We start from the raw sequence: 14,338 nt of genomic DNA, 5'->3' as shown, positions 1-14,338 counted from the left end.
TCAGGCCTGAACCCTCCGGCGGCTTTCCAAAGCCTCCCTGAGTTGTCCCTCGTCGGCCTGCTGATAGCAGCGCAGAACCGTGCTCGCGTTCTTCCAGCCGCCAAGCTGGCACAGGACCTTGAGGGGGAGGTCCATGAGGTCGGACGCGAACTTGCGGCGCAGCGAGTGCCAGCCTCTGCCCCGCTTGAACTCCAGACCGGCGAGCCTCTCGGCCTGCTGCCATCTGTAGCCGAGCATCCAGCGCGTGACGAACACCGAGGGATCCTGCGTTGAGGGCAGCACCGGAGCGTTGCCTCTGGCGGAGTTCCGCTCCCGCGCCTCCTCGATGACGGCGATCGCCTCGTCGGTCAGCGGCGTGGTGTGCTCGTACCCGGTCTTCTCGTGCTCCGCACGCCACCGGATGGTTCTGCCCCCGACGTCGATGTCTGACCACCTCAGCTTGCGGATCGCGCCGATCCTGTGTCCGGTCTCGTGCGCGACCACGAGCGCGACGTGGAACCGCCAGTCCACCTCGCGGGACACCTCCAGAAGCGCCCGGTACTCCTCGTCGGAAAGCACGACCCGGAGCGGGTTCTTCTCGACGGGCGTCTTCAGGCCCCTCAGCGGGTTCGACTCAAGAAGCAGGCGGCCCCGCTCGTCCCGGGATCTGGCAGCCCAGTTGAGGACCGCGATCAGAAACCTCAGGTCGCATTCGATCATCCGGTTCGACACGGGCTTCCCGCTCGGGCCGACCCTGCCCGCTCGCCGTTCGCGGATGAAGCGGTCCCAGTCGCGCCGGGAGAGTGTCTCAGGCCTTCGCTGCGATCCAAAGAAGTCGAGGAACATCCGCGTGGCGACCCTGTCGTGCTCCCGCGTCCGCTTCGCCTTGGTGGGCGTCACCTCCTCACCGTAGATTTCAAAAAGCGCTCCCAGCGTGAGCGGCTCGGGCTCGGCGTCCTTCCGACCATTCAGCCCCAGCCCCGCAAGGCCAGCGGCGGCCTCGTCGGCCTGGCGCTTGGCCCGCGCCCAGTCACGGTGCTTGAGGGACCGGGTGAGCCTGCGCCCGTTCTCTCGCCACTCTATCTGGAAGAAGCCGGTCTTCGGGTCAGGGAAGACCCTCACCCGGTTCCGGCCCCATTCGCCGGCGCTGTATGCGCGCCGGTCACGTTTCGTGCGTGCCATCATTCGATTCCTCTCGCGATGGACTGCACGATCTGCGCGTCCGAAACCTCGCGGAGCGGCATCGGCCGCGCCAGATCCAGCCCTGCGGGTAGCCATCAGCGGCTCGGACCAAGATCGCGGTCCCGAGCGCGCCGACTCAGCGCCGCCACCATCCTCACAAGGTCGCGGCGAGCGTTCGATAGCACTCGGCCAAGCGTTCCACTTGCCCGTCCAGCCACTCGATCCGCGTCCGCAAGGCTTCGCTCTCCCCGCTCTGCCGCTCGGCGTGCTGCCTCAAGGCTTCGACGTATTCTCGCAAGACTTCGGCGTACTCGTGCAAGGCTTCGATCTGCCCGGAGTGCCGCCGCTGTTCCCGCTCGTACTGCTCGGACAACCTCTTCAAGGCCTCCGTCAACTGCCGTTCCAACTCGCTCATAAAGCTCCTTTACCTGTTCGACAGCTTCACGGCCGGACGGTCGCGCACCTCCCAGCCCGGGTCCGCCCGTGTCCCGAATGGCAGCACCACGTATCGTTCCCCCTCGATCTCCCGGAGCGCGATCCCCCAGGTGTCCGCCTCCAGTTCCGCCAGTGTCTCGTGCGCCTCCTCGATTCGCGCGTTCGCCGTCGCCAACGTCTCGATCCGGTTCTGGATGCTCCCCGCCAACCAGCGCATCGTCGCCCAGCTTCCGCCGAAGAAACCGAGCCAAAGGCTCAGGCCGACGATCACGGGCCGAAGCCACGCCTTGACCAGCGATTCGCGCATCCTCCCGGTCGCCTCCTCCGTATCGCGCTCGATTGTACGCAGCGCGTTCCTCGCGGCGCGCCGCGAGTTCTCGCCGAGCCGCTTCAGCTCGCTCGCGGTCAGCTCCTCGATCTCCCTGCGTTCGTTCTCCAGCCTCCTCCGCAGCCGGTCGGTCAAATCGTTCGCGGTCGAAGTTCTCTCCATACAGTCCTCCTTTCAGCCGCCAACGGTCCCCGGTCTCGGGATCGAGCGCGGTGAGGTAGTGTTCGCCCTGGCGCGGCACTTCGAGACCCGCCTCCCGCAGCGCGGAGACGACATCGGCACGATTGCGCACGACGCCGTGCTCGACGCGCTGGAGCAGGTAGTCCCGGATCAGGTCGCGCGGTGAGGCTTCGAGCCGGAGCCCGGCCCGCAGCCGCGCCGCCTCGATGTAGGCGCGGTGGCCGGGTTGCTCCACCCTGGCCCGCGCCGGGTCGTCCGGACGAGCCCAGCCGTGTTCGTGGTTGAAGGCATCCCGGAGCGGGCCGAAGGTCTTCTCCCAGCCCGGCGGCGCAATGTTGAGGCTGCGGCCGGTCTCCAGGTCGCACCGCGCGGCGAGCACATGGACGTGAGCGCCTCTGCCCTTCTCGCGGTGCAGCACGGCCGCCCAAGCGTAGCGGTCGGGTTCGAGCCCGGCCCAGGCCGTGTGCTCGAAAGCGTCCAGCACCGCGCCGATCTGCTCGTCGGTGGGTTGGTCCTCCGGCGCCCACGCAATCAGGCCGGAGGTGTACCTGTGCTCGAACTCCAGCGTGTCGGCCAAGGCGGCCACTTCGTTCGGATCTCCCCTCAGAACCTCGACGCCTTCGCGCGGCTTCCCAGCCGCGTCCCGCTCCCCGAGGAGGTAGTTGGCCGCGCCCCGCGCCGATCCGGTCCCGTGGGCGAGGAACCTAACCAGCATCCGCGTCCGTGCGCTCCGTGAGAGTCAGCGACGCGACCTCCCGCTTGATGGCGATGAGGTGGCCGATCACCTCGACGGCCTCGACCGCCCCCTTATGGGTGTTCGCCCAGCGGGCGATCTGGTTGAGGTTGTTCCCGATGCGGGAGACCTGCCGCGTGCGCTCGCGCTCGACCTCGGCGGCGGGGACCGTCCAAGTCCGCGTGCGCGCCATCGCCCGGCGTATCAGCGCCGAGAGCGGCACGCCGGCGGCCTTCGCCTTGGCCCGCCAGTCGGCGGACTCGTCCGGCGTGAGGCGGACGGCGACGAGGACCGGGCGGCGCCTAGCCATCGGGCTGCGCCGTCACGGGGGGAAGGGGGGCGACGCCCCCGCCCGCGCAATCCACCGGAGCGCGGGTCTGTTGGGGATCGAAGGGGCGGAGTCCCTCGCCAGCCCCCGGGTTATACCCGGGGTATGCTGGCTTCCCGGCCTTAGCCGCGCCAAACACCCCCGTGGGCGCCGGGTCTGGAACCCGGTGACCGCGGTCGCCGACGCGGTGCCGGAGCACCTCCGCGAGGGCTTCGGGAAACCCGTTCAGACGCACCTCGCGAGGCGCGGCTGGCGGTCGGACGAAGGCCGACGGTGCCGAGCCGTCCATGCACTCCGGAATCCGGAGCGGCGAACGATCTCGCCAGCGCCCATGGCGCTGGGCACCGGCACCGGTTCCGCCTTGGGGTGGATCAACCTGACTACTTGCGACTCCTCCGGTTCTTCGCCTCGATGCTTGGTCGTGCCGCCCTTCACCCTCCAGTGACCCGAAGGGCGGCATCTTACGAGTCTCATCCGCCGTGGGTTTCAATCCAGCCCCGGAGCCGAAGGCAGCGGAGGCCGATCCTTGCCCATGTCGAGAGCCTCCGGGGGCCGAACCGTCCACACGGTTCGGATCGGGAGCTTCACCGCGAATGCCGTGGAAGACGGTGCGGAGGTGTCCCCGCGTGTCGAACTGGTGCTTCGGCGTCTCCATGCCCGAACGCTGGAGAACCGCTCGCCAGCAAGTCAACCCGCCGGAAATTACCTACTGTTCCAGAACGTTCCAGGTTGTGCCAAGAGGTCTCAACCCCTGCGGACACCGCCGCCAGCGGCACGGAAAAACACCCCCGCAAGTTCTCGGGAATCCGCCTCGCTAGTCATTCCGTCACTCCGAATGCGAGCCGGAATGCCGTGTCTGTCAGTCCACGGTCCTCAGCGGCTGCGCACATCGACTTCACCGAACAGCCCGTGGAACTCCTCGATGATTGCCGACGGCCAATCGTTCTCGATCAGAGGGAGAGGTCCCCTTCGTACCATCACATCGGTTCTACCGGCTACCGGCTCCGACTTCCCGTCTCGCCCGTTCCAGGTCCCCCGGGCGATAGCGAAAGTTGCTACAGCGCGAATTGTAGTTGTCCACGCGGCTGTTGAAACGGTCGACATCCGCCTGAGAGGTCGCGGGCACGAGACGCTCGCGCTCGATTCGCCGATCCTCCCGTACGCACCACCGTAGTTCGGGCATGGAAAGCACGCGTCCTTCCGCGACCGGTGGGACCCGGAAGTCCAAAGGACTGGTCCCGGCCGCAGCACCTGGGCTACTAGCTGAGGGTCCGCTGCCCGCATCGACGGCCAGAGAAAGGACAACCAAGGTGACTATCCCGCCGAGCGCTGTCAGGGCACACCCGCGTCCCGATCCGCTCGCAGTACTCGCAGTGGAGGTGGCAATGGCAGTCGTCCTGCTGAGTTGGACGTTTTCCATCAGGCGCCGGAAGCACTCGTCACTTACGAGGAACTGGGATGGGTGGACGGCACCATCACTGTCGGCAACGTAGTGGCGGACACGGGCATTGGCTGATCGGTTCGAGGGTCCGGAAACGGCTTGGAAGTGTGTCGGGAGGCCCTGAAGGATCCGTGCTGCGCTGATTCTCTCCGATTGCTGGGAAGAGTCGTTGTGGGCTGATATCACACAACCCATCAGGACCTGACAAACCAGCGAACCTAGACCGACCATCTCTTCGCTTCGTGGGAAGCTCGGTCCAAACGCCTTGATGCCCTGAAGCCGCACCGCCTCCATCAAGTCGAGCGCGGACGTTGGCACTCCAGCGGATCTCTTGAGGGCAATTTCCGCAAATGCTATTCGGTGGCGGGGGATGGGCTTCTTCCGCGCCATCTCGTTGGCACGCTCAAGCCACCTTCCCATCCCTTCTCGGACGCCCGACATCGCCTCCACCTGCTCGCGCTCAGTGACGAAGCGCCTAGTAGTTTCGACGTTTTCCCGCGCCCGTTGTCGAAGCGCAGCTCCGCAGGCGATTTCGGCGGCGTACTCAGCCAATAGCAGCGACGCCTTGAGCGCATCCTGCGACATTTCCCCAGTCTTGGAGCGCCAGTTGAAGTAAGTGACATCCGCGTCCAGAATCGCCGCCGCAGTCTGGTCGGCGATCGACGTATACCTGATGTCGGTCTTGGAAACCAGCGCAGCGAACTCCGGGAGCTTATCGTGAGTCACGGCCATCAGTTGCTCAGCGGCTGCCGCAGCCTGTGACGGGTCGTGTTCGTACGCCGTGGCACAGGTATTGATCGCACGTTGGACGGCCTCCCGGCCTTCCAACACCAGCTTTTCCGTCAACTCGGCCGTTCGAGGACCACCGGACTCCAGGATCTGAACGATCGCCGCCGCGCCAACCTCAATCCCATACTTCTCGGCCTCGGCAATCGTCTCGAAAAAGGACCGCCCGAAAGCCGTGACAATCGCTTGCGAGTCACGGACTACAAGGCCGTCGCTGAAGGTGCGGCAGAAATCCGCCAACTCCGGTTCGCCGAGCATTCCAACCAGGCGCGCCTTTAGCCGCATCCCGCGTTCAAGATACGCGACACGTTCCTTCGAGGCGTGCGGCCAGCGCTCGCCGGACCCAGGTCCGCTCAGGGCCATCAGGAGGTACAGTGTCCCGAGGTTGTTCAGGCAGGAAGCGTAATTGCGGGTCGGGAGACGGTCTTCAATGCGTTGCCATGCGGCGAGCGCGCCTTGCAGATTGCCCTGCCTGAGTTTCGGCAATGCATGGCCGTCGAGGACACCGCCTTCGGTAAACCAAAACAGACCGTACCCGATGCGGTCTCGCGCATCATTCAACTGCGACAGCGCCCGCTCGACGGTGGCCTGATTACGTCGGCAACCCTGAAAATAGAGGTCGTCCTGAAAGACTAGCGGCTGCCCAATCGTCAGATACGCCTTGGTCCGGGCTTCCCGCCGTGCCTTCTCGCGGGCGCCACAGTCGGCCAACAGGCCGAGGACGTGAAACGGGTTGTCGAGGATCACTTGGACGGCTTCTCCAAAGTGATCTCGGGCAATTCGCCGAAGTCATCGGCCAGGGCCTTTGCCCAGCTCGGATCGGGGCCGGGGCGAAGTACTTCGGCGAGATAGGGACGCCACTCAGGATGCTCCTGACGGAGCTTCGCCAGGTCGAGCGCGAGCGCGTGTACCAAGTCGCGGACGAACTGGGTCTCGTTGGGACGAATCTCTCCGTCGGCTTCGACCAACTGGACCAGCATGTCGAGAAGCAGGAGGGCGTCGCCGTGCTGCAGCCCTGTGGCCTGGAGTCGGTTCCACGCCTGTTCCACCATGCCACGAGGGTCTTTGGAGAACTCCTCGCGGATAGATGCGAGCGTCGCGTCCACTTCGGCGACAGGTTGGCCCATTTGAACCGCGATGGAACGCAGGCAGGAGACCTCGGACGGATCGATGTCGCCGTCGCAGGCCATGCAGCCGTAGGCGACTCGCAGGTAGTAGGCAAGCAAGGGGTGGGCGCTCATCGCTGTAGAACCTCCAGTCAAAACCCGATTCGTTTTGGCTTCTCCCCCGCTCGCCCCCTCTCGAACTTGCGGTGCATCCGCTCGTACCGAGCCAAGTCTTCCTCCCCGACAGATGGCCCGTTTCGCCGAATCGCGCTCCGGAGGTGCTCCATGTGGATCTCGTCGTCTCCGGTCCTCAACACTTCGCGAGCGGCCTCGTCCGCCAGGAACTTGATGTCGCTCCCGACCCGCCCTTTGGTGAGACGGGCGAGTTCGTCGTAATCGACGGCCGGGTCCAAGGGACGTCCATTCAGGTGGATCGCGAAGATCGCCGCGCGCGCGTCTTGGTCCGGGGGGCCGACATAGGCAATCTTGTCGAACCGTCCAGAGCGCCGGATGGCGGCGTCAATGCGGTCGGGCTGGTTGCTGGCCGCGAGTACGAAAACCCCGGTTCTGCCGCACTCGTCCATCTGCGCCAACCACTCGTTGACCTCGCTAGCGTATCCATGGTGGATCGATTGCTCACGAGACGGGATCATCGCGTCGACCTCGTCAAGGAAAAGTACGCAGGGCGCGTCCTTCCGGGCCCGGTCGAACAGACTGGCGATCCTCTCCTGCGTGCCATGGATGTAGATGCTTGCCACGTCGGCGGGCGTGACCTTGCGGAACGCGTACCCGAGTTCCTCTCCGAATCGCTCCGCAAGGAATGTCTTGCCGCACCCGGGGGGGCCATAGAGCAGGAGTCCGTTAGGGATGCCAAGGCCGAGCTTGGTGTACCGAGCAGGGTCGCGGAGCGGGCCGATGACTTCTTCCGTCAGTGTGCGCTTCATCTCGGCCATTCCGCCGACCGCAGCGAAACCGAGGTGTAGCGGAGCGACAGGTCTCAGGGGTTCCAGCTGAAGGGAGCGGGCTGGACCAGTGGTATCTGTTCGACCGGTGGGTTGACCACCAACGGCGGGGCGATCTGACGCCGACTCGCGGGTAAGCTCGGCGAGGAATGCCCCCGCATCGCGGAACCGGTCTTCGGGGCGAAGACTCAACGCCTTCTTGATTGCGGCCAAGGTGTGGGGGTCGATCTCGCCGCCGAGTGTGCGCGCTGGAACCGCCAAGGGCTTCGACCGTGCATTCTGGAGTGCTTCGCGAAGGTCGCCTCGGACGGGTTCGGTCGTGCGCAGGTCCCAAGGAGGCATCCCGAAGAGGGTGCGGAAGTAGATGGCCCCGAGGGCGAAGACATCGCTCGCGGGTGTGGATACGCCACCCTCATAGCACTCGTTGGGGAGGTAATACGGATCGATGGCCGACGGGTGCGGAGGATTGCCGTCGCTAATCCGTCTGGCGTGACCGAAGTCGATGACGAAGGGTCGTTCGTCGCGGCCGTCCAGTACAACGTTCGAGGGGACTAACTCGTTGTGGACTACTGGATCGTCAAGTCCGTGCAGGTAGGCGACAACGCGCAGTAGGGCCTCCAGGAGAAGTTTGGCTGGAGCCGTGCGGAGTGCGAATTCGCGCTGGAGTCGATGGTCCAAAGTCTCGCCCGGAATGAGTTCGGTCAGCAGATACGGGCGCTTGTCCCCTTCCAGCACGCCCGACTCGATGACCGACGGTACGCGGGCGTGGTGCAGAGATTCCAAGATCATGACTTCGAGGAGCTTGCCTCCAGTGCCGATACGGTGTTCCGGGATGCGATCCGGATGGAACACCTTCAGGAAGGCTCGGTTGCCCCGGTCGTCCGCAACCCGGTAGGTGTCGGCATTTGCCGCCTGCTTGACGGAACCGACGACGCGCCATCCGGGGATGGGATGAGTCCGTGTTCGGATGGTCATCAGAGGCTCAAGACCGGGGGTTGCGGGCCTTGCGGCGAGCTGCCATCGCCCGGTCCTCGTTCCTGTAGGTCCAGAATGCGCCTCCCAGATTCGAGCAGTTCGTGGCAGGGCTCCCCACCCATAATCGCACGAAGGCCCCCGTCTAGAGCCATCCGCGCCGACGCAGTGTCTTTCCACTGGATTTGGTGAAAGTTCACGCGCGCCCAGCTTATGATCTGCTTGGACCACTCGCAGCGCATCAGGTAGACGAAAGCGTGTTCCATGTCTTGGGCAAGCTGGCGAGCGAGGGACACATCGTGCGCCTGCTTCACCTGACGGAGCTTCTGTTCCAGCTCGCTCATCTGCGCATCGGAAAGGACGGACCCGCACTTGGGGCATCCGCCCGCCGACTTGGCCCCTGTGAGGTTCGTCCACGCCTCGTCCAAATGGGCATCTGCCTCCGACCATTCGTCGACGAGACCGTACAGCCCGCGAAGGGCCTCCTTGAGCAGCGCGACCGCCTGATCCCGATCACCTCGGTCGCTACCTGCCTGACGAACACCGGCCGCGGCATCGACAATCTTCGCTTCAAGCGAGTCGATTGTCTCTTCGTCCACCTCGCCGCGCACCCGCATCCGTCCGATTCGCTTCTGCGCCTCAGCAAGCTCGATGTCGATCCAGCCGGTCTGTTCAGCCGAACCCTTGCTGGGAATGACGAGTCCGTATTCCTCGTCATCGAGTCCCGGGAACAGGACGCGCACTGTCTCCGGTACGTTGCTGGTTGCTCCAGTGACAACCGTCAAGTCGAACGTGCTTCCCTTCGGGATTACCCGGTTCACCTGATCTCCCGTGAGTTCGAAGTCCTCCACATGATGACAGAGCGCAACCGGTACTCCCACCGCATCAACACCACCCTCGTAGACCAGAATCAGCAAGCCATCTGATGAAACGCCGGGCCTGATCTGTTCCTTGGTCGCCAGCCCTGTTCGCTTTCCGGTGACCGGTAGCGGCATGCCCTTTTCCGCACCCTTCATGGGGTGGAAGAACAGATACTCCTCACCCTCCACCGCGACGCCCAAGCTGTTGGTCAGCGGCGAGCCGCCCACCTTCGTACCCTGCAAGATGGTGATTTCACTCGGGTGGGTCTCAACGCGATCCCCGCGAGGCGTGGTCACGACGATATCGAAGACGTTTGGCCGCCCCTCCTCTAGCTTGACTTCGAATAGAGCACCATCCTCGCCGAGTGCCCGCCTGCCGCTGCTCCACCCGGTCTCCTTTCTCTCGAATTCGACTTCGAGCTGCCCGAATCGACGGAGGTCGGCCAGATCCCGGCACTTGACAGTGACGAATTCGTCGTGTGAGACGGTGGTGGCTTCATAGCCCAGGTCGAGACGGACGGCCACCGAAGGCTTGTCGGCTCCGTGGTCCTTGATCGGGCGGGTGCTCGCAAAGAGTGCAGCTCCGCGCGCTACAACCGTCATGGGGTCCACCGACGTATTCGGTGCGCGGATCTGATGGGCGAGCATTTCGCGGAGGATCGGCGAATAGGTTGGTCCGCCCACGAGGATCAGTTCGTCAAGATCGGGACCTTGAAGCCCATGACGATTCAGGAGCGTCTTCGCCTTGTCGATGGCGCGCTGGAACAGAGGCTCGACCACCGGGCGAAGGCGTTCCTGCGTGAGTTCGAACCAGAGTTCGATTTGGTCTCCGTTCGCCAGGGTGATGTCATTGAGATCGGACTCTACCCAATGCGACTCTTGAGAGCTGAGGGCGTTCTTGGCTTGCTCGGCCCACGTCATGAGTGCGTCCCGGAGCAACTCCTTGCGAGCCGGGACCTCCGCGATGTAGCTGTGGATGTCGTGCTCTTGGGCCACCTCTTCCAGAAGGATCCGTTCGACGATCGCCCGGTCCAGATCTTTGCCTCCGAGGTAGTTGTCCCCTTCAGTGTCGCTTACGGTGATCACGCCATCCTCGACGAGGACCAGCGCTGCGTCGAACGTGCCGCCGCCGAAGTCGAAGACGAGCCATTTCTCGTCCGCCTCGCCCGTCTGCAACCCAAACGCCATCGCAGCCGCAACGGGTTCCTGGAGAAGATGGCATTGGCGGAGACCCGCAAGCTCGGCCGCCCGCTGCGTGGCCTGCTGCTGTCGCACCGTGAATGCTGCCGGAATGGTCACAACGGCCGCATCAACCGATGCGTCCACAACGGAACGCCTGAGTTCCTTGAGAATCTCGGCGGAATGCTCTTCAGAGGTGAAGGGGATCGATGGGTCCACGCTCGGGGAGTCCACGTGGTCGGTGCCCATCGTTCTCTTGAACTCGATGAAGACGTTCCGGAAGTCCGGGTCGTCTTGTTTCAGCGCGTGAAGACGGTCCCTGTTCAACTGGGTGTACGCCAACTTTCCCACGCGGATTCTCCCCCTGCGTCCAAAGGCCACCGCGCTGGGAGTCGTGTCGCTGGCGTACCGGTTGCTCCTGACAACGGTAGGCTCACCGCGCACCATTCGCGCGATGACCGAGTTCGTGGTGCCGAGGTCGATGCCGTAGTCGATTCGATCCGATGCCATTTGTCCTTGGGGTTAGAATCCTACCGAGACCTTTACCGATGCGTTCTGAATGATCTTGTCCGCGTAGCGCACCTCCGGCCTATTGATGCGCGTTATCACCTGACGGCCCGGTGTCAGGTCCTCGTCTTCCACGAAGTCCGCCTCGACGTGCATCCCGCCGTCGTAGTCCCTGCCAAGCAGTTCCGTGATGTCGTAGCGGTGGACCCGCAGGTTCTCCTTCACTCGCCGGACGCAACCGGAAAGCTGCCGGTGGCCCCTCACGGACGCGTCCATCGCTGCCAGATTCTTCTCGATTCGGTTCACTTCGTTGCAGACGCCCAGAGCCAAGTCGTGATCCGGTGCGGCACCCCCGCTCGCGTCGCTGATCTTCGCCAACATTCGGCTGATTCCTTCCAACGGCTTCAACTGCTCTTCCAGAAGCCGCTGACCTTCGCGCCCGACCTCCACCCCCAACTCTCGCCGGACCTCCTCAATTCGCTCATCCACCGTTGTGGGGCTCGCCACCCGTTGTTGGACCGCAGCAATCCGCCTCCGCCCACTCCACCACACCACCGCAATCCCGACCACCAGGAGTCCGGTCGCAATCGCCAGAAGGAACCGACTCCGGCCGTCCGCAGCTTGCCTCTCTTGCCGCTCCAACTGGATCCTGCCCGCCGTTGCAGTCAGGCTGTCTCGCACCTCGGGCTCCCACGAGCCGAGCCGCGCTTCGAGCGCGTCCAGCGACCGCTCAGTTCCCTCGACTTGGGCCATCAGCGCTTCGCGTCCGCGCACATACTCGGAACGAATAGAGCGAAGCCCGTTTGCCAATTCGACCCGAACCGCGTCCGCGGTGTATGCCGCCACCGAATCCATCAGCGGGATCAGGCTCTGCCGCAACGCCGCCAGCTCCTCGACGAAGAGACGGCGTTCTTGCGTGAGAGTGCTGTCCAGCGCCGCGTAGCGGACCTGCGCAGAGTCACTGGCGGCGCGCAAGGCGTCGACTTCGGTCTCAAGCGACCGAACCCGCTCCAGCAGAACATCGAGCGTGTCACGTGGTTGGGCTGGCATCGGTACCGAGTGCGACGCCACGTCGGACCGAGCCAGAGGACCTACTACCGGCTGACCGACCAGCCCGAACGGATCCATCGCAAACGTGCACACCACTAGGAGCGTAGCCGCGAGCAGCCATCGGAATGGCGCCGCTCGCCGACCTGAATCACTCATCTGGTGTCTCCACAAATCGAATCTCCCAAGTACCGGTTCTGGAACGGTCCGTCCACCTCCGGCCGGATGATCGGATGATCGGTACGCCCAATAGAGCATTCCACACTGGGTGGCTTGACCATCGCTGTCAACGCCGTCGTGGCCGTGCCGGGCGACGAGGCCGTGTCGGACGGGTCCTACGGTCGGAGGAAACGCTCGTCGGGGCGTCCACCAGTTCGAACTCCCGCCTACGTAGCCCACGCAGTTCCGGCAGCACCAGCCGGAACTGCGCGTCGATTTGCTCGTACAGGACTTCCAGTTCACGCTCCTTCGCCCTACGGCTCCGGAAGATGACCGTGCGAATGTCGTCCCCCTGACGCCGAAGTTCGGCAGCCTCCCGTCGTACGCGTCCGGCTACGGTGCGAGCACGGCACACGGCGGGAACGCGCCGATTGCGGTTGGAGGCAGAGCACGCGCCCGACCGCGCATATCCCTCGGCCCAATCGGAGATGGCGTAGAACTCGTTTCCGAACCGGGTATAGGTCCGGGGCCTCGGAGGTTGCAGGCTGTAGATTCCCGTAAGAAGCCGGGCAGTCTTGGGAAAGGGCTTCGGCCCGTTCACCCGCTCGTTCCACATTGCTTCGTCCAGCGCGACAACCGCCGCGTTGCCGAGGTGCCCGGTCCAACCCCGCACGATGGTTTGGACATGCAGCGGGGAGACGTTGAGCGCCGCACCCACGCCGCCATACGGCAGGGGAGTGGACCGGTCGAAGTACCGGCGTTCCGCTGGCCAGTTGGCCATGTAGGGGGAATGATCTCGTCGCCGAAGGAGTTGCGGTTGGTCCGGATCTCGAAGATCGGCTGGGCGACGGCCGGGATCCAGCCGACGGCGAGGTTCCCGTGGACCAGCGACCAGACGAACTTCAGCCCCGCCAACGTTCCCTTCCGGCGACGAGGTCCAACGCGACCGCGGGGAGCTTGATGAACGCGGCCCCGATCTGAAACGGGACGGAGATCCGAAGGTCCGCGTCTCCAGCGACATCGTAGAGCGTAACCCCAGACGCCCTCTCGTAGTCAGTCTCCCCTCGATAAGCCAGTTCGCGCGCGCGAGTGGAGTCCGTTGAACGTCCAGGTGACGCACGGCAGGGCGGCCAGGTACGCCCCCGACCAACTCACCTTGCGGATGTGGGCACGCTGCTCGGCGGTATCGCCGGGTCGCTTCGCCGCGGCCTGCGGAAGATCTGATAGAGCGGGTCGAGCCCCTGGATCGCCGCGTTCGGGAACGGAACGGTGCGGACGTACATCCGCCAGCCCCGCGACGAACCGATGTTCGCGAAATCGGAGGAGACCATTCGCGCCGCCTAGGGTCACCATTCTGGTGCTCGGGGTGCCCGTCCTGCTGTTCTGGGATCGCATCGAACGGCGGCGGATGGACCGGGGCGGGTAGACCCTTGTCCCTGCCCCTTGCGCGAGGTAGGGAAACGTTACGATGTTCGTGTGTAGTGTACGGTAAACACCCCCTGCGCTTGGGGCCGTGGCATGAGCAACGAACAGGTGGATCGGTTGGCGGAGGCCATCACGAAGCGGCTTATGAACGGGCCGTTGCGGGAGATTCAGGATTCCCTCGGCTCGCTTCATCGCAAGTTCGACGGGCTGAACGACAAGGTCGACCTCCACTATCAGGAATTCAGAGACTTCCGCGAGCACTTGGATCCCTGAGCGAGCGCAAGCGACCGAGCCCGAAGCCGGAGTTGTACCCGCAGATCGAACCACCTCAGGAATCGTTCGGCGAATCGCTCAACCCTGCCGACCAATCTTCAGGGTCGCTCCAAAACTCTTACCACCTGCGACCTTCAGCACAAGAGTTCCGACTGCTTCTGGGCTTTCGGGTAGGCGCTCGGGTCGATGTCTCGGGCCAAGAGCTTGCGGGCAACGTCCCGTCGCTGACGGGCTACCGTCCCCCTACTTCGCGCCTTGCGCGCTCCAGATCCCCTTGCCGGTATCGGAAACTGCCGCAGCGATTATTGTAGCGGTCCAGTACTCGGTTGAAGGCATCATGATCCCATTCGCTCGATACGTTGGGACGGTAGCTCTCGATCATTCGATCCTCGCGTAGGCACCACCTCAGTTGCGGAAGGGACAGGATCAGGTCGGTGCCGGGCGGAGGCATTTCGA

At 64.3% G+C, this 14,338-nt stretch carries 12 protein-coding genes; 2 read left to right on the top strand and 10 right to left on the bottom strand.

What is annotated here, in order from left to right; all coding sequences use genetic code 11:
- From OXU32_08260 to OXU32_08250, 3 genes are all read right to left on the bottom strand, one after another.
- A complete protein-coding gene (locus OXU32_08260; protein ID MDE0073959.1) occupies window positions 1-1,164 on the bottom strand; it encodes a site-specific integrase in 1,164 nt (387 codons plus the stop codon).
- Between the two features lie 151 nt (window positions 1,165-1,315).
- On the bottom strand, window positions 1,316-1,576 hold the full coding sequence (locus OXU32_08255) for a hypothetical protein (GenBank protein ID MDE0073958.1): 261 nt from the start codon (window positions 1,574-1,576) through the stop codon (window positions 1,316-1,318).
- Window positions 1,577-1,585: 9 nt separating this feature from the next.
- Window positions 1,586-2,086 (bottom strand): hypothetical protein, encoded by a 501-nt coding sequence (locus OXU32_08250; GenBank protein MDE0073957.1) that lies wholly within the window; start codon window positions 2,084-2,086, stop codon window positions 1,586-1,588.
- 58 nt (window positions 2,087-2,144) lie between these two features.
- On the opposite strand from OXU32_08250, the gene OXU32_08245 reads away from it, so the two are divergent.
- A complete protein-coding gene (locus OXU32_08245) occupies window positions 2,145-2,270 on the top strand; it encodes a hypothetical protein (GenBank protein MDE0073956.1) in 126 nt (41 codons plus the stop codon).
- Window positions 2,271-2,808: 538 nt separating this feature from the next.
- Here the strand turns inward: OXU32_08245 and OXU32_08240 are convergent.
- From OXU32_08240 to OXU32_08210, 7 genes are all read right to left on the bottom strand, one after another.
- Window positions 2,809-3,147 (bottom strand): MobC family plasmid mobilization relaxosome protein, encoded by a 339-nt coding sequence (locus tag OXU32_08240; GenBank protein ID MDE0073955.1) that lies wholly within the window; start codon window positions 3,145-3,147, stop codon window positions 2,809-2,811.
- A gap of 1,006 nt (window positions 3,148-4,153) precedes the next feature.
- Entirely contained in the window at window positions 4,154-6,139 is a 1,986-nt protein-coding gene (locus tag OXU32_08235) for a hypothetical protein (protein ID MDE0073954.1), read from the bottom strand.
- Window positions 6,136-6,633, bottom strand: a complete 498-nt coding sequence (locus OXU32_08230) for a TerB family tellurite resistance protein (GenBank protein MDE0073953.1) — start codon at window positions 6,631-6,633, stop codon at window positions 6,136-6,138. Before OXU32_08230 ends, OXU32_08235 begins: the two co-directional genes overlap by 4 nt.
- Before the next feature lie 17 nt (window positions 6,634-6,650).
- Window positions 6,651-8,312: an AAA family ATPase gene (locus OXU32_08225; protein ID MDE0073952.1), complete on the bottom strand. Its 1,662-nt coding sequence runs from the start codon at window positions 8,310-8,312 to the stop codon at window positions 6,651-6,653.
- 122 nt (window positions 8,313-8,434) lie between these two features.
- Complete coding sequence (locus OXU32_08220; GenBank protein ID MDE0073951.1) at window positions 8,435-10,981, bottom strand: Hsp70 family protein; 2,547 nt, start codon at window positions 10,979-10,981, stop codon at window positions 8,435-8,437.
- Window positions 10,982-10,993: 12 nt separating this feature from the next.
- A complete protein-coding gene (locus OXU32_08215) occupies window positions 10,994-12,184 on the bottom strand; it encodes a hypothetical protein (protein ID MDE0073950.1) in 1,191 nt (396 codons plus the stop codon).
- Between the two features lie 1,151 nt (window positions 12,185-13,335).
- A complete protein-coding gene (locus tag OXU32_08210) occupies window positions 13,336-13,515 on the bottom strand; it encodes a hypothetical protein (GenBank protein ID MDE0073949.1) in 180 nt (59 codons plus the stop codon).
- Window positions 13,516-13,702: 187 nt separating this feature from the next.
- On the opposite strand from OXU32_08210, the gene OXU32_08205 reads away from it, so the two are divergent.
- Complete coding sequence (locus tag OXU32_08205; GenBank protein ID MDE0073948.1) at window positions 13,703-13,882, top strand: hypothetical protein; 180 nt, start codon at window positions 13,703-13,705, stop codon at window positions 13,880-13,882.
- The last annotated feature ends 456 nt before the right edge of the window (window positions 13,883-14,338 follow it).

The sequence above is a fragment of the Gammaproteobacteria bacterium genome (assembly GCA_028819075.1).
GTDB lineage: Bacteria > Gemmatimonadota > Gemmatimonadetes > Longimicrobiales > Gaopeijiaceae > BD2-11.
This window is presented reverse-complemented; position numbering and strand designations above follow the sequence as displayed.